The following is a 19,353-nucleotide window of genomic DNA, read 5'->3' as shown; positions in this document are numbered from 1 at the left end:
CCACTCTAGGGTGCCGGGAAGACGACATGGCTGCGCGCCACCTCCCCGGTCTCATCCAGCATGGCCACCAGCCGGCCGTCCGGGCCGATCGCGGCCACCGGCTCGGAGCGGCCCGGCGCGCTCGCGGGCAGGCGCTTGCCGTGGCCGAGGTCGATCGCCTCCTGGGCGCTGAGGTGCCGCACCGGGAACGTTGCGGCGGCCGCAGCCGCCAGGGGGATGAGGTGGCTGGCCGCACCGTCGCGCTCGAGCTGCTCGAGGGTGGCGGCACCAGCCAGCCCGAGGTCCCCGACCCTGGTGCGACGCAGCGCCGTCAGGTGTCCACCGACGCCCAGCCGGGTCCCGAGGTCACGGGCCAGGGCACGCACATAGGTCCCGGAGCTGACCTCCACCTCGACGTCCACGTCGGTGTGCCGCGGGCCGGGCCGCACCGCCAGCACGTCGAAGCGGTGCACGGTGACGGGACGGGCGGGCAGCTCGACGTCCTCGCCGGCCCGCACGCGGGCGTAGGAGCGCCGGCCGGCGATCTTGATGGCGCTCACCGCGCTGGGCACCTGCTCGATCGCTCCGGTGAGGGTCGCCACCGCCTCCTCGATGCGGCCCCGGCCCAGGGTCGAGGCGTCCACGGTCGCGGTGACCTCCCCCTCGGCGTCGTCGGTGACCGTGCTGACGCCGAGCCGGACCGTCGCCGTGTAGGTCTTGTCGGCCCCCACCAGGAAGGTGAGCAACTTGGTCGCCCGGTTGACACCGAGCACCAGCACACCCGTCGCCATCGGGTCCAGGGTGCCGGCGTGGCCGACCCGGCGCGTGGCGCACAACCGCCGGGAGCGGCCCACCACGTCGTGGCTGGTCCACCCGGCAGGCTTGTCGACGACGAGGAGTCCGTCACCCACCGGTTCCGGGCCGGGCCCCCCACGCGGCGGGCGCCGGGCCTCAGTCCCGCCCGTCGGCATACTCGTCTGTCTGTTCGCCCGCGTCGTCGTTCGTCACTCGGCCGGCCGTCCCGGCTCCGGTGTCCTCGGGCGGGTCGCCCAGCGGCTCCGGCTCGTCGTCGGGCTCGTCGCCCAGCGGCTCCGGCTCGTCGCCCAGCGGCTCCGGCTCGTCACCCAGCGCATCCGGCTCGTCACCCAGCGCATCCGGCTCGTCGCCCAGCTGCTCCGGCTCGTCGTCGGGCTCGTCACCCAGCGGCTCGCTCTCCCGCGGCTTGCGGTAGGGGTCCTCCTCGCCGGCGTAGGCGCCCTCAGCACGGCTGGCGGCCAGCGCGGCGTCCCGCTCCTGCACCTGCCGGAAGATGTCCTCCAGATGGGCGGCGTCCTCCGGGAGCGCGTCGGGCACGAACTCCAGGGTCGGGGTCAGTCGGATCCCCAGGCCCTTGCCCATGTGGGAGCGCAGTCGTCCCCGGTAGGTCTGCAGCACCTCGGCGGCGTCGGCCCGCTCCTGGTCGCCACCGAGCACGGTGTAGAAGACCGTGGCCTGCTGGAGGTCACCGGTGACCCGGACGTCGGTGATCGTCACGAATCCCAACCTCGGATCCTTGACCAGCGTGTCCAGGCCCTGGGCCATCAGGACCTTGATGCGCTCGGCGACCTTGCGGGCGCGTGCGGGATCAGCCATGTCTCCTCCTCGGTCGGGCGTGCAACGAGCCAGTCTAGGTTGCCCCGTGGCCGGACCCGCGCACGGTCCGGGTGGTGCGGGCAGCGCTCCTGCGGGTGCAGGGCACGACGGGCCTGCCGGTGCTGTCAGTGGTTCCTGACGCACGAGAGCCCGGGCGCGGTCGCTGCGCCCGGGCTCTCGTATGGCCGTCGTCGATCAGGTGCGCGGGATCTCGCGCATCTCGTAGGTCGTGATGAGGTCATCGACCTGGACGTCGTTGAACGACCCCAGGTTGATGCCGCACTCGAAGCCCTCGCGGACCTCGGTGACATCGTCCTTGAACCGCCGCAGACCTGCGATCTCCAGACCCTCGGTGACGACCACGCCGGCCCGGGTGATCCGTGCCTTGGCACCGCGGCGGATCTCGCCGCTGCGGACCAGGGACCCGGCCACGTTGCCGAACTTCGAGGAGCGGAAGATCTCGCGGATCTCCGCGGTGCCCGTCTCGATCTCCTCGTACTCCGGCTTGAGCATGCCCTTGAGCGCGTTCTCGATGTCCTCGATGGCCTGGTAGATCACGCCGTAGTAGCGGATCTCCACACCCTCGCGCTCGGCGACCTCGGCGTTCTGCCCCTCGGCCCGGACGTTGTAGCCCAGGATGATGGCATCCGAGGCCGCGGCCAGGTTGATGTTGTTGAGGGTGATCGCACCGACGCCGCGGTCGATGATCCGAAGGTCGACCTCGTCGCCCACGTCGATCTGCAGCAGGGCGTCCTCGAGCGCCTCGACCGAGCCCGACACGTCGCCCTTGAGGATCAGGTTGAGCGTGTCGACCTTGCCCGCGGCGAGAGCCTGGTTGAGGTCCTCCAGGCTGATCCGCTTGCGCGCCTTGGCCAGCGAGGCCTGCCGGTCGGCAGCCTCCCGCTTCTCGGCGATCTGGCGCGCGGTCCGGTCGTCCGGGGCCACCAGGAAGGTGTCACCCGCACGCGGCACGGACGCCAGCCCGAGCACCTGCACCGGACGCGACGGCGTCGCCTCGTCCACGTTGTTGCCGTGCTCGTCGAGCATGGCGCGCACGCGGCCGTGGGAGGAGCCGGTGACGATCGCGTCGCCGACCTGCAGCGTGCCCTGCTGGACCAGGACGGTGGCCACGGGGCCCCGCCCACGGTCCAGGTTGGCCTCGATCGCCACGCCACGGGCGTCCTTGTTGGGGTTGGCCCGCAGGTCCAGGGCGGCGTCCGCGGTCAGCAGCACCGCCTCGAGCAGCGTGTCGATGTTCTGGTCGTTGCGCGCGGACACGTCGACGAACATCGTCTCGCCGCCGTACTCCTCGGCGATCAGGTTGTACTCGGTCAGCTGCTGACGCACCTTGGCCGGGTTGGCACCGTCCACGTCGATCTTGTTGACCGCGACGACGATCGGCACGTCCGCCGCCTGCGCGTGGTTGAGCGCCTCGATCGTCTGCGGCATCACACCGTCGTCGGCCGCGACCACGAGGATCGCGATGTCGGTCACCTTGGCACCGCGGGCACGCATGGCGGTGAACGCCTCGTGACCCGGGGTGTCGATGAAGGTGATCGGACGGTCGTCGCCCTCGTGGTGCGTGTGCACCTGGTAGGCACCGATGTGCTGGGTGATGCCACCGGTCTCACTGGCCCCGACGTCCGCCTTGCGGATGGCATCGAGCAGGCGCGTCTTGCCGTGGTCGACGTGACCCATCACGGTGACGACCGGCGGCCGCGCCTCCAGGTCCTCGTCGGTCTCGGCCTCGGACTCGGCGTCCAGGTCGATGTTGAAGGAGCTGAAGAGCTCGCGCTCCTCCTCCTCCGGCGAGACGACACGGATGTCGTAGCCCAGCTCCGAGCCGAGCACACCGAAGGTGTCCTCGTCGAGGGACTGGGTCGCGGTGGCCATCTCACCGAGGTGGAACAGCACCGTCACCAGCGAGGCCGGGTCGACGTTGATCTTGTCGGCGAAGTCGGTCAGCGAGGCGCCACGGCGCACCGTGATGCTCTGGCCGTTGCCGCGAGGGATGCTGACGCCACCGATGGTGGGCGCCTGCATCTGCTCGAACTCGGCGCGCTTCGCCCTCTTGGACTTGCGCCCGCGGACCTTGCCGCCTCCACGACCGAAGGCACCCTGGGTGCCGCCACGACCCCTCGGACCGCCGCCACCGGGGCGTCCGCGGAAACCACCTGCGGCGCCGGCGCCGGGACCACCGGGGCCTCCGGCACCACCGGGACCGCCGCCACCGGGGCGACCGCGTCCACCGGGGCCACGTGCCGGGCGCTCGCCGGGCCGCGGCACGGCGGCACGGTCGGGCATCATGCCCGGGTTCGGGCGGGGTCCGCCCGGACGGGGACCGCCGGGACGCGGGCCACCCGGCCCGGCCTGGCCGCCACGCGTGCCACCGGGACGGGGCATGCCCTGCGAGGGCGCGAACGGGTTGTTGCCTGGACGCGGGGTGCCGGTCCGGTCGCCGCCGCGGTCACCACGGTCAGCGCGGGTGCGCTCCCGGCCCATGCCCTGCGAGGGTGCGAACGGGTTGTTGCCCGGACGCGGCCCGGGCTTGCCGCCGGGACGCGGCGGTGCCGGCCGGTCAGCCGCCGGACGCGCCTCGGGGCGCTCGGTCGGCGTGTCGGGTGCGGCGGCAGCGGCGGCCTCGCCCGGCTTGGGTGCCGGCTTCTCGGCCGCGGGCTTGGGCGCCGGGGTGCCCGGCGCAGTGGGCTGCGCCGCGGGAGTGCTCGGCGCGGGCTGCGCCGCCGGGGCGCTGGCCGCCGGGGCGCTGGCGGCCGGGGTGGTGGCCGGCTTTGCCGGGCCAGGCTTCACACCGGGTGCACCGGGGGTCGGCCCCGCAGGCCTGCTGTCGGCCGGGGCGCTGGGCGCCGCGGTGCCGGCAGCAGCGGCGGCCGGCTTGGCGGCCCCGCCCGTGCTCGTGCCGCCCTTGGGGGCAGCAGTCTTGGCGGCATCGGCGGCCTTCGCCGCTGCCGGGGGGTTCTCTCGTATCTTGCGGACCACGGGAGGCTCGATGGTCGACGATGCCGACCGGACGAACTCTCCCTGCTCCTTCAGGTGGGCGAGAAGCTCCTTGCTCTCGACCCCGAGCTCCTTTGCGAGCTCGTAGACCCGAACCTTAGCCACAGTTCTCCTTCGTTGGGCGTCTCGGTCCGAGCCTGTTCAGGGCGCACGACCGGGACTATTGCTGGTGGGTGCTCATTGCTGAGTACTCATCGGGTGCTCATCAGCGTCAAACCCGCTTCCGGTTCCTCGATGACAGGGCCGCACGGCCCCGCCTGTGAGCGGTCGGACCTGGTGGTCCGCCCATCTGGCGTCCGACCCGGGTGGGTCGGACGGTCCCGTTGTGCCCGGTCAGTCCTGCTGACCGAGCAACGCCATCAGCCTCGTGGAGTCGGGCCGGCCGGACGCCCGAAGGGCCCGGCCGAACGCACCACGCTGGATGGCAGCCGTCACGCACTCCGGTGTGAGGTGCACATAGGCACCCCGCCCCGGCCGCCGTCGTCGTGGATCCGGGACCAGCACCCAGCCCTGCGAGGGCTCGGTGTGGTCGGCGACGACGCGCATCAGTGCGGTCTGCTCCGCGCGGCGCCGACACCCCAGGCAGGTGCGCACCGGAGTGCGCGGTCCCGACGGGCCGTCGGTCGGCGGAACAACCTGCACCACTCTACAGGGTCACTCGCTCGGGACCGCGCGGGACGGGGCCGGACCCGCCGCGCCACCGGCGGGCGTGTCGGGCCGGATGTCGATCTTCCAGCCGGTCAGCTTGTGGGCCAGACGCGCGTTCTGCCCCTCACGTCCGATCGCCAGCGAGAGCTGGTAGTCGGGGACCACGACGCGCGCCTGACGTGCCCGCTCGTCGACGATCGTCACCGACTGGACCCGGGAGGGCGACAGTGCCGAGGCGACGAACTCCGCAGGGTCGTCGCTGTAGTCGACGATGTCGATCTTCTCGCCCTGGAGCTCGTTCATCACGGCGCGCACCCGCTGGCCCATCGGGCCGATGCAGGCGCCCTTGGCGTTGACGCCGGGGATGCTGGCCCGGACGGCGATCTTGGTGCGGTGGCCGGCCTCGCGGGCCAGCGCCTCGATCTTCACGGTGCCGTCGGCGATCTCGGGCACCTCGAGGGCGAACAGGCGGCGCACCAGGTTGGGATGGGTGCGCGACAGGGTGATCTGGGGACCGCGGGGCCCGCGCTTGACGCTCACGACGAAGGACCGCAGCCGCTGCCCGTGCTCGTAGGACTCACCCGGCACCTGCTCGGAGGTCGGGAGCTCGCCCTCGATCGTGCCGAAGTCGACCAGCACGTGCCGCGGGTCGTTGGACTGCTGGATGACTCCGGAGACGATGTCGCCCTCGCGGGCGCGGAAGTCACCCAGGATCGCGTCGTCCTCGAGCTCGCGCATGCGCTGCACGATGACCTGCCGCGCCGTGGCGGCCGCGACGCGCCCGAAGCCCTCCGGGGTGTCCACGAACTCCGGCCCCGGCTCGCCGCGCAGCCCCGTCTCCTCATCGACCACGCCCGGCTCGCGGGCCCAGACGGTGACGTGGCCGGACTTGCGGTCGAGCTCGACGCGCGCGTTCGGGAAGTGGCCCTCCACGCGCTCGTAGGCCATGAGCAGTGCCTGCTCGATCGCCTCCACGATCGTGTCGAACGGGATCTCGCGCTCCCGCTCCAGCTGCCGTAACACGGCGATATCGATGTCCATCAGTCGTCCTTCCCACCCGGGCGGGTGAACTCCACCTGCACCGTGGCCGCGGAGATGCGGTCGTAGGGCAGGAGATCGTGGGGGGCGTCAGCGACGCGTATGCCGTCGGGTCCGGCCTCGACCAGGCGCGCGACCACCACGCGGGCTCCGGGTCCCCCGGCCGGGCCGGTCTGCTCGTCACCGGACGGCCCGGCCTCGTTCGCCCCGTCGGCGGGGGGCTGCTGCGGGTCCGTCGAGGGGTCCTGACCGGCGGGCGACTCGCTCACCGTGAGCTCGAGCAGACGGCCCACGTTGCGGCGGAACTGGGCGGGGGTGCTGAGCGGGTGGTCGACCCCGAGCGAGCTGACCTCCAGGGTGTACGGGGCGGCGCCCATCGTGTCCGCCTCGTCCAGGGCGGCTCCGACGGCGCGGCTGGCGTCGGCGACCTCGTCCAGGGTGAGCGGCTCGACGGTGCTGGTCAGGTCGTCCGCGAGGAGGTCGGAGACGTCTCGTGCCACCCCGACCCGCACCAGGCGTCGCTTCCCGGCCGGGTGCACGGCAACGTCCTCGATGACCACACCGCTGCCGGCGAGCGCGGCGGCTGCCGCCTCCCGGATACCTTCGGCCAGTCCCATCGTGGGTGCCTCCCTCTTCTGCTGTCGCGATCGCAGTTCTGATCGTGCCGGGTCAACCCCGGAACGGCCACTCTAGCCGCTCCGGTGTGTCAGGATCGCCGTCATGGCCGCTGTCCTCACCCGTCGCTCCGTGCTGTCCGCACTCGGAGTGGGTCTCGGTGTCGTGCTCGTGGGCTGCGACAGTGACCCCGACCCGACGGTCACGACGGCGACACCGGGGCCGAAGCCCCCTGGAGAGCCGGCCGACCCGACCGCCGCCGGCCCGGCGGACACCCCGGACACCGCGGCCCTGCTGCTCGCGCTCGACCGCGCCCGCCACCTGGCCACCAGGTGCCGGGCCATCACCGGCGCCGAGGGTTGGCGGCTGCAGACGCAGGAGCAGGTCCAGGTGGCGCTGGACGAGCAGGCCCGGGTCCTGGAGGAGGTGCTACGGGCCGGCGCGGTGGCGGTTCCCGAACCGACGTCGCCACCGGCCGGATCCGGCGACACCGCCGGCTCGACGGACGCCGGGACGGCGACGGGCTCACCGGACACCTCGACCGGCACGGGCGATGTGTCACCCACCGGCGGGGACGCCGCGCAGGACACGGCTGCTGTCGCGGCCGAGCGGGCCGCGACCGAGCTGCTCGGCCTGGGCGAGGACTGTCTGCAGGACGTCTCCCCCACGGCCCTCACCGCTCTCACCGAGGTGTCGGCGGCCAACCTGCCCATGCTGCTGTCGGTCGCGGGGCAGCGCGGTGCCGCTGCGCAGCTCCTCGGTCAGGAACCGCAGTGGGAGGTGCTGGAGGGCCCGACGGGGGCGCCGGCCGCCGAGCTCCTTGACGCGTTCCGTCCGGCGGTCTACGGCTTCGAGGTGCTGGCCGCACGTGCCCGCGGCGAGGAGCGAGCGGTATACGAGAGGGTGCTCACTCCCCTGCGTCAGGCGACCCGGCAGATCACCCAGCTCGCCGGTGAGTCCGCCTCACCGGCACCCCTGGGCTACGGGCTGCCGGGCGGCACCGGGAGCCCGGACGGGCGGGCGCGGCTCGCGGGCGAGCTGCTCGCGGTCCTGCCGCCGACGATCATGCTGCAGACCACGGACCTCGCCGGTGACCGGGCCTCGGTTGCCGGTTCGGTGCGGCTGCTGGCGGACGCGGTGCGACTGGCGCGGCCGTGGAACGCGCTGACGGCGTTCCCCGGGATGCAGGTCCCGGGTGCCTGAACCGGCTGGGCACCTGCCGCGCGCCGTGACCGATCTGGTCCCACCAGGCCTGATCGCCCGCCTGCAGCAGCACGTCCCCGCGCCCGGTCATCGCAGCGGCACGGAGTGGTTGTCCACCATCCCGGAGCTGGTCCGCGACCTGCTGGCCGCCTGGGAGCTGACCCTGAGCGGGCCGGCGAGCCACGGCTACGCGGCGCTCGTCCTGCCCGTCGATGGTCCCGGCGGTCCAGCGGTGCTCAAGGTCGCCTGGCCCCACCCCGAGGCACGGGACGAGCACCGCACGCTGCGCACCTGGGGTGGTCACGGCGCCGTGCGCCTGCTGGCCGCCGACCCCTCGAGGTGGGCCGTCCTGCTCGAGCGGCTCGACCCCCGCGATCTCAACGCACCCCCGGTGGGCGTCCTCGAGTCCTGTGAGCAGATCGGCCGGCTGGCAGCGCTCCTGGACCGGCCCGCGCCGCCGTGGGTGTCGCTGCGGGCCAGTGACCACCTCGACACCCTCGTCGCCGACCTCGACGCGCTGTCGGAGACTAGGCACGCGGGCGCGCTGCCGCGACGGCTGCTGGAACGGGGCCGCTCCCTGGCCGTGGACCTGGCGGCCGAGCCCGACATCGACGCCCGGCTCGTGCACGGCGACCTGCACCAGGAGAACGTGCTCTGGCGGCCCGACCCCGGTGAGTGGGTGGCGATCGACCCGCAGTCGATCGCCGCCGACCGGGCATGGGTGGTGGCGCCCGCCCTCTGGAACCGGTGGGCGGAGGCGGTGGCGGCGCACGACACGCGGGTGCACCTCAACCTCCGGCTGGAGGTGCTGTGTGAGGAGGCCGGGATCGACCCGGACCGGGCCAGGGCGTTCGCCGAGGTGCGCATGCTGCGCAACGCGGTCTGGGATGTGCAGGAGGACGTGCCAGACCTGACGGAGGCGCTCACCCGCCATGTGACGATCATCAAGGCCCTCCAGCCCGCCTGACCGTCGCCGGGCGCGGTGGCCCTGTCGAGGGGGGTCACATGGTGGAGTAGCGCGCCCGGGCGAAGGAGTAGAGGCCGTAGGCGGCCAGGCCGACGGCGACCAGGATCAGCAGGACCGTGCCCAGCGGCTGGTCCCGCAGCGTCTTCAGGGCGGCGTCCAGCCCGGTCGGCTGGCTCGGGTCGGCCTGCACGGCGGCGGTGAGGACCAGTGCACCCACGACACCCAGGGCGACACCCTTGGCCGCATAGCCAGCGACCCCGAGCACCTCGACCGCCCGACCCACCTCCCGACGGCCGGTGCCACCCAGGTCCTCGAGGAACCTGCGCCGCAACCCCTTGTGGACGTGGTAGCCGGCGACCCCCAGGACCACCAGACCCACCACGCCCACCAGGAGTCGACCTGCGGGTGCCGACATCAGGCTCCCGGTCGCCTCGGTCGTCGTCTCTCCGCTGTCGGCCCCGGTGCCCGTGATGACGCGGAAGGCCGTCCAGCCCAGGGCGCCGTAGACGACGGCCTTGCTCACGGACCGGGCGCGCTCCAGGAGCTGCTCGCGAGCCGCACCGCGGTGGGGAACCACCGTCTCGATCAGGTGCCACACCGCCAGTGCCGCGAACCCGGCGGCACACACCCACAGCAGGACCGCACCGCCCGTCGAGGACCCCAGCTGGTGGAGCGCGCCCGCCTCGTCGGCCTCACCGGAGGAACCGAGGGCGACCCGACCCGCGATCCAGGCGATCAGCACGTGCACGAGGCCACTGCCGGCATACCCGATCCGCGCCAGGAGCTCGAGGGAGTCGCTGTTGCTGGCCTGCGCAGCCAGGTCCTGCACGTCGTTGCCCACCTGCAGATTCCACCAGACCCGCGACGAGGGGGCCAGCAGGTTCGGCGTGTCGTGCTGGCGTCCCTCTGCGTCGGGGCGGGAGATCAGGCGTGTACCCAGGCCCTGAAGAGCTCATCCTCGTAGAAACCATCGTCCCAGACCTTGATGCGCACCGGCTCCCCCTCCGGGATGTTGCCGAGGTCGCGAACCGTCCCACCACCGCTGGGCACCTTGATGCCGTATTCCTCGTGCTCGCCCCAGGTCACGGTCACGTAGAGCGCGTCCCCGTTCGCCTTGGTGTCGTAGACCCAGAGTTTCTCGCCGTACGGATGAAACTCGACCTTTCCGACGAGCTCGCCACCTGAGTAGATACGACCCCGGAAGGCCTCACCTCCGACGTCTCGCTGGAAGTAGGTCCCGTCGTACTCGTCCCAGAGGTAACACGGGCACTCAGACGTGTCCCGCCATTCCAGGACGCTCGATCTGTTGTCGTGCGCCTGCGCCATGGGCGCCGGTGCCACCACGGCGGCGCCGGCCATGAGTGGGACCGCGAGCGCGGCGCCCGTGAGTCTGCGGATCCTGCTGCGACGAGTCGTCATGGTGTCTTCCCCTTGCTGGAGATCGGTTGTCTGACGGCACCCACACTGCGGGCCACCGCTGTCACCTCACTTGCGCTCCTCTTTCATGTCGGTGCTGTGCGGTACACGTAGGCCATGACCACCACGGCCCCACCTCCTGAACTCGTCCTGCCACCCTTCACCGTGACGCGCGCCGCCATCAGTCAGATCGAGGCGCTCGGCGGCTCGCTCCGCATCGACGCGGAGGACGGCGGGTGCAGCGGCACGACCTACGAGTTCGCAGCGCACGGCCGGGTGCGCGCCGACGCAGAGACGCTGGAGACCGACGCGCGCTACGGGTGTCCTGGTGCCTGGCTCCTCGTCGGTGAGCGCGCGGCCGGGGTCCTTCCGGGCGCGACGCTCGACTACTCGGCCAGACTCCGTCCCCCGAGGTTCCGGGTCATCAGGAACCCGAACACCCCGGACACCTGCCCGTGCCGGCGGTCGTTCGGCGCGCCCTGGCCGGGCCCGGGTCAGCCCACCTGTCGCTCCTACGACCCCATGCCCTGGGACAGTGAGGACGACTCACCGCGTCACCCGAGGAGGCAGACCGGCTCCGGGGGGACCGACCAGCCCTGAGGCGGGGGACGCCCCCCGGGTCCTCTCGCGGCGCACTGGTGGCAGGGTGGAGGCATGGCGAACCGACTAGCCGACAGCACCTCGCCCTACCTGCTCCAGCACGCGGACAACCCCGTGGACTGGCGCGAGTGGGGCGAGGCCGCCTTCGCCGAGGCACGCGAGACGAACCGCCCGATCTTCCTGTCGATCGGCTACGCCGCGTGCCACTGGTGTCACGTGATGGCGCACGAGTCCTTCGAGGACGAGGGGGTCGCAGACCTGCTCAACGCCGGCTACGTCCCGGTCAAGGTGGACCGGGAGGAGCGTCCGGACGTCGATGCCGTCTACATGGACGCCACGGTCGCGATGACGGGACAGGGTGGATGGCCGATGACCTGCCTGCTCACCCCCGAGGGCGAACCGTTCTGGTGCGGCACCTACCTGCAGCGACCCCAGCTGCTCCAGCTGCTCGGCGCGATCAGCGACGCCTGGTCGGAGCAGGAGGGTCGGGTCCGGTCCAGTGGCCGAGCGGTGGTGGATGCGCTCACCGGGGCGCAGGCCGGACCCGGACAGTCCCTCGCTCTGGACGCCGAGCTGCTCGACGGCGCGCTCGCCAGCCTCAGCCGCTCGTTCGACCAACAGCACGGGGGCTTCGGGCTCGCGCCGAAGTTCCCGCCGAGCATGGTGCTGGAGTTCCTCCTGCGTCACCACGCCCGCACCGGCAGCAGCTCGGCGTGGACCATGGTGGAGCAGACGGCGGTTGCCATGGCCCGGGGCGGGATGTATGACCAGGTCGGCGGCGGTTTCGCCCGGTATGCCGTGGACCGGGCCTGGGTGGTCCCGCACTTCGAGAAGATGCTCTACGACAATGCCCAGCTGCTCCGCGTATACGCCCACCTGTGGCAGGCCGCCGGGGCCACCGACGACGGCCGGGCCACCCACGCCCTGGCCGAGCGCGTGGTGCGGGAGACCGCGGACTTCCTGCTCAGGTCGCTGCGCACGCCCGAGGGTGGCTTCGCCTCCTCCCTGGACGCCGACACCGAGGGTGTCGAGGGGGCCACGTACGTCTGGACACGGAGGCAGCTCGAGGAGGTCCTCGGCGCCGAGGACGGTCGCCGTGCCGCCGAGCTGTTGGTGGTCACCCGCGACGGCACCTTTGAGCACGGCTCCTCCACGCTCCAGCTCCCGGTGGACCCGGACGACGAGCAGTGGTGGGCGCGCACCCGTCAGCGGCTCCACGAGGCCCGGGCCCGGCGCCCCCAGCCCGCCCTGGACGACAAGGTCGTCACGGCCTGGAACGGTCTGACCATCGCGGCCCTCGCGGAGGCGGGATGGCTGTTCGGTGAGCCCTCGTGGGTGGCGGCAGCGACCGACGCCGCCCGCCTGGTCACCGACCTGCACCTTGTCGACGGACGCCTGCGCCGCAGCTCCCGTGGTGGCCGGGTCGGAGCCGCCGAGGCGGTCGCCGAGGACTACGGAGACCTCGTCGAGGGCCTGGTGACCCTGCACGCGGTCACCGCGGACACCGAGTGGCTCACGGTCGCCGGGATGCTGCTCGAGGACGCGGTAGCCAGGTTCGGCGACGGCGACGGCGTCTTCCACGACACGGCCTCGGATGCTGAGCGGCTCGTCCTGCGTCCGCGGGCCCGCGGTGACAACGCCGAGCCGTGCGGCCAGTCCGCCCTCGCGAGCGCCCTCCTTGCCCACGGCGCGGCGGCAGGGTCCGCCGAGCACCTGGCGCTGGGCACGAGGGCGCTGGCTCCGATGGGCCCGATCGCCCAGCGGGATCCACGGTTCGCCGGGTGGGCGCTGGCCGCCGGCGAGGCTGCCCTGAGCGGTCCGCTGCAGGTCGCGATCAGCGAGGGTGACGGGCAGGGCGCCCTCGTCGAGGTCGCCAGGAGCGCGGCCACCAGGGCGCTTGTCGTCGTCGGCCGCCCCGGCCAGGAGCCGCCACTGCTGCAGGGACGTCCGGCCGTCGGGGGCCGCGCCGCCGCCTACGTCTGCCGGGGCACGGTCTGCGACCTCCCGGTCACCTCACCGGAGGAGCTGCGTGCCGCGCTGGGACCCCGCGGCTCAACCCACGCGACACCGGGCTGACGTCCGCGCGTGGCCACGCCCGGTCGCCGAGCGACCGACTGACTGGGCCGATGCCCGCGTGGCCCGGCCCCGGACCCAGGGTCTCGCCCTACAGTTCCTGCATGTCCACGCGAGACGGCACCCCGCTGCATACCCGCGTCCTGGCCCTCGCCGTCGCACCCCTCCTGCTGCTGGCGGCCTGCGGAGGAGACAGCGACGAGGGACTGGCGCCCCCGCCGAGCGGGGCCGGCAGTACGGCACCGGACGACACGGGGACAGCCGACGCCAGCACCACGCCATCGGAGGCTGACGACGCGGACGACACCGGCACGGCGACCAACCCCGTGCAGGACGGGTTCAACTCGGCCACGGGCGGCGGCGGTCAGGACCCGCCCGGGGAGACTACCGAGGAGCCAGGCGAGCCCAAGGAGATCACGATCGGCGCGGCCGGCGACATCCTGCCGCACGCACCCGTGCTGGCTAACGCCCAGATCAACGCCGGCGGCGAGGGCTACGACTTCTCACCGATGTTCGCCGACGTGACCTCGCTCCTGGGCGACAACGACCTGACGATCTGCCACATGGAGACGCCCCTGTCGGTGGACAACACCAACCTCACCGTGCCGCGGGTGCTGGTGTTCAACAGCCCGCACCAGGTCGCTGACGCGCTGGTCGGCGCCGGCTACGACGGCTGCGACTTCGCCTCCAACCACACCTGGGACCAGGGGCTGGGCGGCCTCGCCGAGACACAGCAGGTCATCGAGGAGGCCGGGTTGCAGTATGCCGGACCGGTCGCCGACGAGGCCGACGTCGGGCAGCACGCGACCTACCAGGTCGGCGACGTCACCGTGGCCCAGCTGGGCTACACCTACACGATCTACAACTCCGGCCAACCGACGACCGACGTCCCGCCCGAGGCACCGTGGCTGGGTGACTACCTCTGGCCGGTGGTCGGCGCAGAGGGCATCATCGCGGACGCGGAGGCGGCCCGGGACGAGGGCGCCGACTTCGTCGTGGTGAGCATGCACTGGGGCAACGAGTACTGGACGGACCCGACGGACCAGCAGCGCGAGATCGCGGCCGAGCTCCTGGAGTCCGACGCCGTCGACCTGATCCTGGGGACGCACGTCCACGTCATCCAGCCCTGCGAGAAGATCAACGGCAAGTACGTGATCTACGGGCTGGGCAACTTCCTGTCGAACCAGTCCCCCGACACCACTGCCGGCAAGCTGCGCCCCGAGACCCAGGAGGGCATGATCGCCCGGTTCCACCTGGCCAGGGACGAGCAGGGCGACGTCACCTCGCGGATGGAGTTCCAGCCGACCCGCGTGCAGATCGACAACCACGTGATCCGGCTGGCGACCCCCGAGCAGAACCCGCAGACCTATCAGCGCGTCGTGGAGACGATGGACCGGCTGGGCGAGGACGCCTGTGACGCCGAGCCCATGAGCTGACGAGGCTGGACGGTGTCGGGCCCCTGGCTCTCCCTCAGCCGGTGAACTGCGCGATCGTGTCGTAGCCGATCTTGAGGATGAAGGCGACGAGCAGGACGACGAAGACCGTCCGCACGAACCCGCTGCCCCGGGCCACGGCGGTGCGCGCCCCGAGATAGGCGCCGAGCATGTTGCACACCCCCATGAGCAGACCGACCTTCCACATCACCGCCCCCATCGGAATGAACACGCACAGCGCGGCCAGGTTGGTCGCCCAGTTGGCGATCTTGGCCTTGGCGCTGGCCTGCAGGAACCCGTAGCCCAGCAGCCCCACCATCGCGAAGACGAAGAAGGAGCCGGTCCCCGGACCCAGCGCCCCGTCATACACGCCGATGACCAGGCCGATCAGGCCGGCGACCGCCAGGTGCGCCCGCCCGGAGAACCGCAGCTGGGAGATCTGGCCCATGCTCGGCTTGGCGAGCGTGTAGGCACCGACCGCGACGAGCACGACCAGGATGATCGGGTTGAAGGCGGACTTGGGGATCAGGCTGGCGAGCAGGGCGCCGGCAAGCGACCCGACGAACGCCAGCAGGGCCAGCGGCAGGGCCGTCGACAGGTCCGGCCGCACCCGGCGGAAGTACGTCAGCGAGCTGACCGTGGTGCCGCAGATCGAGCCGAGCTTGTTGGTCGCCAGGATCTGCACCGGGCTGGCCCCCGGGAAGCCGAGCAGCAGGGCCGGCAGCTGGATCAGCCCACCACCCCCGACGACCGCGTCGATCCAGCCGGCGGCGAGGGCCGCCAGGGCCATCAGGACGTAGAGCCAGACGGAGGGGTCATCCACCGGGGCCGCCGGCGTTCCAACCCCTGACGATGCCCGCGATCTCGGCCAGCGAGTGCGCCACGGCGTCCGGCCTGGTGTCCACCTCGACCCGCTGCTCCGCGGGGATGTCGCTGTGCGGCACCCAGACGGCACGCATCCCCACCTGTTGGGGGCCGTGCACGTCCTCGAACATCCGGTCGCCGACGTAGACGCAGTCCTCGGGCGCTGTGTCGACGGCTGCCGCGGCGGCGCGGAAGGCCTCCGGGTGCGGCTTGGTCCACGGGATCTCGCTGCTGTAGACGTCGCCATCGATCAGGTGCAGGACCCCGTCGCGCTCGAACAGTCCGCGGTGGTAGTCCCGGCTCCAGATGGTGTTGGACAGCACACCGACCCGGATGCCGTTGTCCCGCAGCCATTCCCACAACGGCCGGACCTGTTGGTCGGTGATCGTGTGCGGCTCCCAGAACTGTTCATAGGCGCTCCGCGCCCGGGAGTATGCCGGGTGCGCGGCCCCGAGACCGAGTCCCGTGAGCAGCTCGTCCAGCCGGGCACTGCGGTGATCGGTCCGGGCCGCGTGCCAGGCCGCCGACTCGGCACGGAGGATCTGCTCGGCGAGGGCGGCCACCTCCTGCGTCGAGGAGGCGACCTCACCGGCGAACGCGTGCCACTGGGCGGCCGTGTCGATCGTGTGCCAGGGAGTGAGGGTGCCGCCCCAGTCGAACAGGACCGCCCGGACCGGGCGCATCAGACCGGGGCGCCGGGGCGCACCTCGGCGAGCACCTCACGCGCTGCCTCGGCCACGGGCACCTCGCGGCGCTCCCCCGTGCGACGGTCCTTGATCTCGATGGTGCCGTTCGCCAGCCCCTTGCCGATCACGACGATGGTGGGGACACCGATCAGCTCCGCGTCCTTGAACTTCACCCCGGGAGAGACCTTGGGGCGGTCGTCATAGAGCACGGTCAGCCCCTGGGCCTCCAGCTCGGCGGTGAGCGTCTCGGCCGCGTCGAAGACGGCCTGCTCCTTGCCCGTCGCCACGAGGTGGACGTCGGCCGGGCTGATCTCCCGGGGCCAGCACAGGCCGATCTCGTCCAGCGTCCCCTCCGCCACGGCAGCGACGGCACGACTGACGCCGACACCGTAGGAGCCCATCGTCACGGTGGTGAGCTTCCCGGACTCGTCGAGGACCTGCAGACCCAGCGCCTCGGCATACTTGCGACCGAGCTGGAAGATGTGGCCCATCTCGATCCCCCGCGCCAGGGTCAGGGTGCCGCGCCCATCCGGGCTGGGGTCACCCTCTCGGACCTCGGCGGCATGGATGACCCCGTCCGCGGTGAAGTCGCGGCCGTACACCAGGTTGAAGACGTGCTTGCCGTGCTCGTCGGCGCCGGTGACCCACGAGGTGCCCTCGCCGATGGTGGCGTCGAGCAGGTAACGGATGCCCGAGGCCTTCTCCTCCCCCAGCACCCCCGGGCCGATGTAGCCCTTGGCCAGGGAGGGGTGCGCCGCAAAGTCCTTGTCCTCGAAGGGGCCCGGCTCGGCGGGGGCGACCTGGGCCTCGAGGCGCTTGGCGTCGACCTCACGGTCACCGGGGACACCGATGGCGAGCGGCTCGCGGGTGCCGTCCGGGTACGTGAGCATGACCAGGACGTTCTTGAGGGTGTCCGCCGCTGTCCACTCCCGGCCGTCCTCGCGCGGGTGGTCGGCGTTCGCGGCAGCGACGAGGGTCTCGATGGTGGGCGTGTCCGGAGTGTCGTGCACCTGGGCAGCAGGCACCGCGGAGGCGTCCACGGCGGCAGGGGTGGGCATGTGCACGGCCTCGACGTTCGCGGCGTACTCGCCCGTGGTGCTGCGCACGAAGGTGTCCTCGCCGTGCGGGCTGACCGCGAGGAACTCCTCGCTGGCCGAGCCGCCCATGGCCCCGGAGTCCGCGTGCACGATGACGTAGTCGAACCCGAGCCGGTCGAACATCCGGACGTACGCCTCGCGGTGCCGCTGGTAGGCCGCCTCGAGCCCCTCGTCGGAGACGTCGAAGGAGTAGGAGTCCTTCATGATGAACTCGCGTCCGCGCAGCAGACCGGCGCGGGGACGCGCCTCGTCGCGGTACTTGGTCTGGATCTGGTAGAGGCTGACCGGCAGGTCCTTGTAGGAGGAGAACAGGTCCTTCACCGCGAGGGTGAACATCTCCTCGTGCGTGGGGCCGAGCAGCATGTCGTTGCCCTTGCGGTCCTGGAGCCGGAACAGGTTGGGTCCGTACTCGGTCCACCGGTTCGTCGCCTCGTAGGGCTCCCTCGGCAGCAGCGCGGGGAAGCTCAGCTCCTGCCCACCGATGGCGTCCATCTCCTCGCGCACGATGGTCTCGACGTTGCGCAGCACCCGAAGGCCCAGCGGCAGCCAGGAGTAGACGCCGGGCGCGGCGCGGCGGATGTAGCCCGCACGGACCAGCAGGCGGTGGCCCGGCAGCTCCGCGTCCGCCGGGTCCTCGCGCAGGGTCCGCAGGAACAGGGTCGACATCCGCAGTGCCACAGGGGCTCCTTCTCGCAGGGTGCACGCCTGGCGTGCAGGGACAGGACGGTCTGCCGGAACGCCGGCACACCACCCACGAGGATAACGGCCGGGGCCAGCACGGCTGACCGCCGCGCTGTCCCGCCGTAGGCGGGGTGCCGGCTCGCGCGTCGGATCATGGGTGCCGCCGGTTAGCCTGCCGTCGTGACCGCTTCCACCGGCCCGGGCCGGCTCCGTCGTTACCCCCGTCGCAGAGGGGTCGTCGGCGACCTGCGCGTCTGGCGGGACGTGGCCCTGCCCGGCCTGGACCGCCGCAGCGATATCTACGTCTGGCTCCCCCCGGCATACGACCGGGATCGGCAGAGCCGCTATCCCGTGGTCTACCTGCATGACGGCGGGAACCTCTTCGACCCGCGGGTCTCCTTCGCCGGGGCCACCTGGTCGGCCGACCGGGCACTCACGGCCCTGCACGAACAGGGCACCGACGTCATCGCGGTCGGCATCCCCTGCTCCCCCGACCACCGCATCGAGGAGTATGCGCCCTACCTCGGCCACCGGGTCAGGGCCGACCATCCCGATCTGGGCACTGCCCACGCGGACGCCTATGTCGCCTTCCTGACCGATCACCTGAAACCGTGGGTCGACTCCTCCCTGCGCACCCGTCCCGACCGCGAGCACACCCTGGTGGCGGGCTCCTCGATGGGCGGCGTGGTGAGCATGCACGCGTGGGTCCGCCGGCCGGACGTCTTCGGGGGCGTCGGCGCCTTCTCCTCTGCGTTCTGGGTGCCCGGCGAAGCACATCTGCGCGACATCGAGGCGGCCGTGTCTGCACCCCACCCACCGTCGCGGTTCTACCTCGATGTGGGCGGGCGCGAGGAGCCGGAGGACCCTGCGGCTCAGTCGGCCTACCTGCGGGACACCGAGCGTGTCGTGGCCGCGTTGCGGGCCAGCGAGACACCGGTGCGTTACGTGTACGACTCGCAGGCCTACCACTTCGAGACGGCGTGGGCGGAGCGGCTCCCCTCGGCGTTAGCCTGGCTCTCCACCGGGTATGCCGTCACCCGGCCAGGTGCACCTGTCACCACCAAGGGTCGGCTCCGCCGCGCGGCGAAGGGGCTGGTTCGCGCGTTCAGGCGCTGACGGACGCGCGTCTCAGGGGCTGAGCGGTGCGCTCAACGGCTAGGTGCACCGTGGGGCGCCCTGGCTGCCTCGCGCGACTACTCCCGGCTCACCACCCGTGCACGAATCCACAGGTCCTGGCGTGTTGCCGACACGGCGTCGGACGCCTGTGCTAATTTGGGGAGTAGTTGGAGAACGGTTCGCGACGGGGCGACCGGAAGGGGGACGTGATGGACACCAAGATCGTGCAGCAGCGACTGCGGGCAGGCCTGCGCCGGCCTCCTGTTGTCCGGTCCCGTCCGGCCCGCCCG

Annotated in this window: 17 protein-coding genes; 6 read left to right on the top strand and 11 right to left on the bottom strand. The window is 72.1% G+C overall.

Translation table 11 applies throughout. From position 1 onward, the window contains the following. Window positions 1-5: 5 nt before the first annotated feature. From truB to DA085_RS13295, 6 genes are all read right to left on the bottom strand, one after another. Window positions 6-950 (bottom strand): tRNA pseudouridine(55) synthase TruB, encoded by a 945-nt coding sequence (gene truB, locus DA085_RS13320; RefSeq protein ID WP_109473479.1) that lies wholly within the window; start codon window positions 948-950, stop codon window positions 6-8. Beyond that, window positions 931-1,611, bottom strand: a complete 681-nt coding sequence (gene rbfA / locus DA085_RS21945) for a 30S ribosome-binding factor RbfA (protein WP_109473478.1) — start codon at window positions 1,609-1,611, stop codon at window positions 931-933. The genes truB and rbfA overlap by 20 nt, the downstream gene beginning before the upstream one ends. A 195-nt stretch (window positions 1,612-1,806) precedes the next feature. Further along, entirely contained in the window at window positions 1,807-4,731 is a 2,925-nt protein-coding gene (gene infB, locus DA085_RS13310) for a translation initiation factor IF-2 (RefSeq protein ID WP_109473477.1), read from the bottom strand. Between the two features lie 228 nt (window positions 4,732-4,959). Beyond that, on the bottom strand, window positions 4,960-5,172 hold the full coding sequence (locus DA085_RS13305) for a DUF448 domain-containing protein (RefSeq protein WP_109473476.1): 213 nt from the start codon (window positions 5,170-5,172) through the stop codon (window positions 4,960-4,962). A 108-nt stretch (window positions 5,173-5,280) separates the two neighbouring features. Beyond that, on the bottom strand, window positions 5,281-6,315 hold the full coding sequence (nusA, locus tag DA085_RS13300) for a transcription termination factor NusA (RefSeq protein ID WP_109473475.1): 1,035 nt from the start codon (window positions 6,313-6,315) through the stop codon (window positions 5,281-5,283). Then, on the bottom strand, window positions 6,315-6,929 hold the full coding sequence (locus DA085_RS13295) for a ribosome maturation factor RimP (RefSeq protein WP_109473474.1): 615 nt from the start codon (window positions 6,927-6,929) through the stop codon (window positions 6,315-6,317). The genes nusA and DA085_RS13295 overlap by 1 nt, the downstream gene beginning before the upstream one ends. 103 nt (window positions 6,930-7,032) lie before the next feature. Here DA085_RS13295 and DA085_RS13290 point away from each other — a divergent pair, with 103 nt between their 5' ends. Beyond that, window positions 7,033-8,130, top strand: coding sequence for a DUF4439 domain-containing protein (locus tag DA085_RS13290; protein ID WP_109473473.1), 1,098 nt, complete (start codon window positions 7,033-7,035; stop codon window positions 8,128-8,130). Next, a complete protein-coding gene (locus DA085_RS13285; protein WP_109473472.1) occupies window positions 8,123-9,097 on the top strand; it encodes an aminoglycoside phosphotransferase family protein in 975 nt (324 codons plus the stop codon). Before DA085_RS13290 ends, DA085_RS13285 begins: the two co-directional genes overlap by 8 nt. 34 nt (window positions 9,098-9,131) lie before the next feature. Here DA085_RS13285 and DA085_RS13280 read toward each other — a convergent pair whose 3' ends face one another. Together DA085_RS13280 and DA085_RS13275 are read right to left on the bottom strand one after the other, a co-directional pair. Beyond that, a complete protein-coding gene (locus DA085_RS13280) occupies window positions 9,132-9,938 on the bottom strand; it encodes a DUF1206 domain-containing protein (RefSeq protein WP_237565499.1) in 807 nt (268 codons plus the stop codon). An 83-nt stretch (window positions 9,939-10,021) separates the two neighbouring features. Further along, entirely contained in the window at window positions 10,022-10,516 is a 495-nt protein-coding gene (locus DA085_RS13275; protein WP_154402198.1) for a hypothetical protein, read from the bottom strand. A 114-nt stretch (window positions 10,517-10,630) separates the two neighbouring features. On the opposite strand from DA085_RS13275, the gene DA085_RS13270 reads away from it, so the two are divergent. The 3 genes from DA085_RS13270 to DA085_RS13260 all read left to right on the top strand — a co-directional run bounded on the left by DA085_RS13270 (window position 10,631) and on the right by DA085_RS13260 (window position 14,622). Next, entirely contained in the window at window positions 10,631-11,113 is a 483-nt protein-coding gene (locus tag DA085_RS13270; protein ID WP_161958502.1) for a HesB/IscA family protein, read from the top strand. A 54-nt stretch (window positions 11,114-11,167) separates the two neighbouring features. Continuing rightward, complete coding sequence (locus DA085_RS13265; RefSeq protein WP_109473469.1) at window positions 11,168-13,189, top strand: thioredoxin domain-containing protein; 2,022 nt, start codon at window positions 11,168-11,170, stop codon at window positions 13,187-13,189. Window positions 13,190-13,290: 101 nt separating this feature from the next. Beyond that, on the top strand, window positions 13,291-14,622 hold the full coding sequence (locus DA085_RS13260) for a CapA family protein (RefSeq protein ID WP_161958501.1): 1,332 nt from the start codon (window positions 13,291-13,293) through the stop codon (window positions 14,620-14,622). Window positions 14,623-14,656: 34 nt separating this feature from the next. Here DA085_RS13260 and DA085_RS13255 read toward each other — a convergent pair whose 3' ends face one another. Genes DA085_RS13255 through DA085_RS13245 form a run of 3 tightly spaced genes read right to left on the bottom strand, consistent with a single transcriptional unit; the run spans window position 14,657 to window position 17,944 of the window. Beyond that, window positions 14,657-15,442, bottom strand: a complete 786-nt coding sequence (locus tag DA085_RS13255) for a TSUP family transporter (protein ID WP_419866510.1) — start codon at window positions 15,440-15,442, stop codon at window positions 14,657-14,659. Further along, a complete protein-coding gene (locus DA085_RS13250) occupies window positions 15,435-16,166 on the bottom strand; it encodes an HAD family hydrolase (RefSeq protein ID WP_109473467.1) in 732 nt (243 codons plus the stop codon). The genes DA085_RS13255 and DA085_RS13250 overlap by 8 nt, the downstream gene beginning before the upstream one ends. Beyond that, entirely contained in the window at window positions 16,166-17,944 is a 1,779-nt protein-coding gene (locus DA085_RS13245) for a proline--tRNA ligase (RefSeq protein ID WP_202619234.1), read from the bottom strand. Before DA085_RS13245 ends, DA085_RS13250 begins: the two co-directional genes overlap by 1 nt. 183 nt (window positions 17,945-18,127) lie before the next feature. Between DA085_RS13245 and DA085_RS13240 the strand changes: the two genes are divergently transcribed. Beyond that, window positions 18,128-19,063 carry an alpha/beta hydrolase gene (locus tag DA085_RS13240; RefSeq protein ID WP_109473466.1) on the top strand — a complete coding sequence of 312 codons (936 nt, stop codon included), beginning with the start codon at window positions 18,128-18,130 and terminating at the stop codon, window positions 19,061-19,063. Window positions 19,064-19,353: the final 290 nt, after the last annotated feature.

Source organism: Ornithinimicrobium cavernae (assembly GCF_003121625.1).
GTDB classification, from domain to species: Bacteria; Actinomycetota; Actinomycetes; order Actinomycetales; family Dermatophilaceae; genus Ornithinicoccus; species Ornithinicoccus cavernae.
This window is presented reverse-complemented; position numbering and strand designations above follow the sequence as displayed.

What these genes read in the sequence shown, in the direction of transcription:
- DA085_RS13260 (WP_161958501.1), top strand. Translation starts at nt 13,291, where the DNA reads ATGTCCACGCGAGACGGCACCCCGCTGCATACCCGCGTCCTGGCCCTC.
- DA085_RS13305 (WP_109473476.1), bottom strand. Translation starts at nt 5,172, where the DNA reads ATGCGCGTCGTCGCCGACCACACCGAGCCCTCGCAGGGCTGGGTGCTG.
- DA085_RS13290 (WP_109473473.1), top strand. Translation starts at nt 7,033, where the DNA reads ATGGCCGCTGTCCTCACCCGTCGCTCCGTGCTGTCCGCACTCGGAGTG.
- truB (WP_109473479.1), bottom strand. Translation starts at nt 950, where the DNA reads ATGCCGACGGGCGGGACTGAGGCCCGGCGCCCGCCGCGTGGGGGGCCC.
- DA085_RS13275 (WP_154402198.1), bottom strand. Translation starts at nt 10,516, where the DNA reads ATGACGACTCGTCGCAGCAGGATCCGCAGACTCACGGGCGCCGCGCTC.
- DA085_RS13270 (WP_161958502.1), top strand. Translation starts at nt 10,631, where the DNA reads ATGACCACCACGGCCCCACCTCCTGAACTCGTCCTGCCACCCTTCACC.
- DA085_RS13265 (WP_109473469.1), top strand. Translation starts at nt 11,168, where the DNA reads ATGGCGAACCGACTAGCCGACAGCACCTCGCCCTACCTGCTCCAGCAC.
- nusA (WP_109473475.1), bottom strand. Translation starts at nt 6,315, where the DNA reads ATGGACATCGATATCGCCGTGTTACGGCAGCTGGAGCGGGAGCGCGAG.
- DA085_RS13250 (WP_109473467.1), bottom strand. Translation starts at nt 16,166, where the DNA reads ATGCGCCCGGTCCGGGCGGTCCTGTTCGACTGGGGCGGCACCCTCACT.
- rbfA (WP_109473478.1), bottom strand. Translation starts at nt 1,611, where the DNA reads ATGGCTGATCCCGCACGCGCCCGCAAGGTCGCCGAGCGCATCAAGGTC.
- DA085_RS13295 (WP_109473474.1), bottom strand. Translation starts at nt 6,929, where the DNA reads ATGGGACTGGCCGAAGGTATCCGGGAGGCGGCAGCCGCCGCGCTCGCC.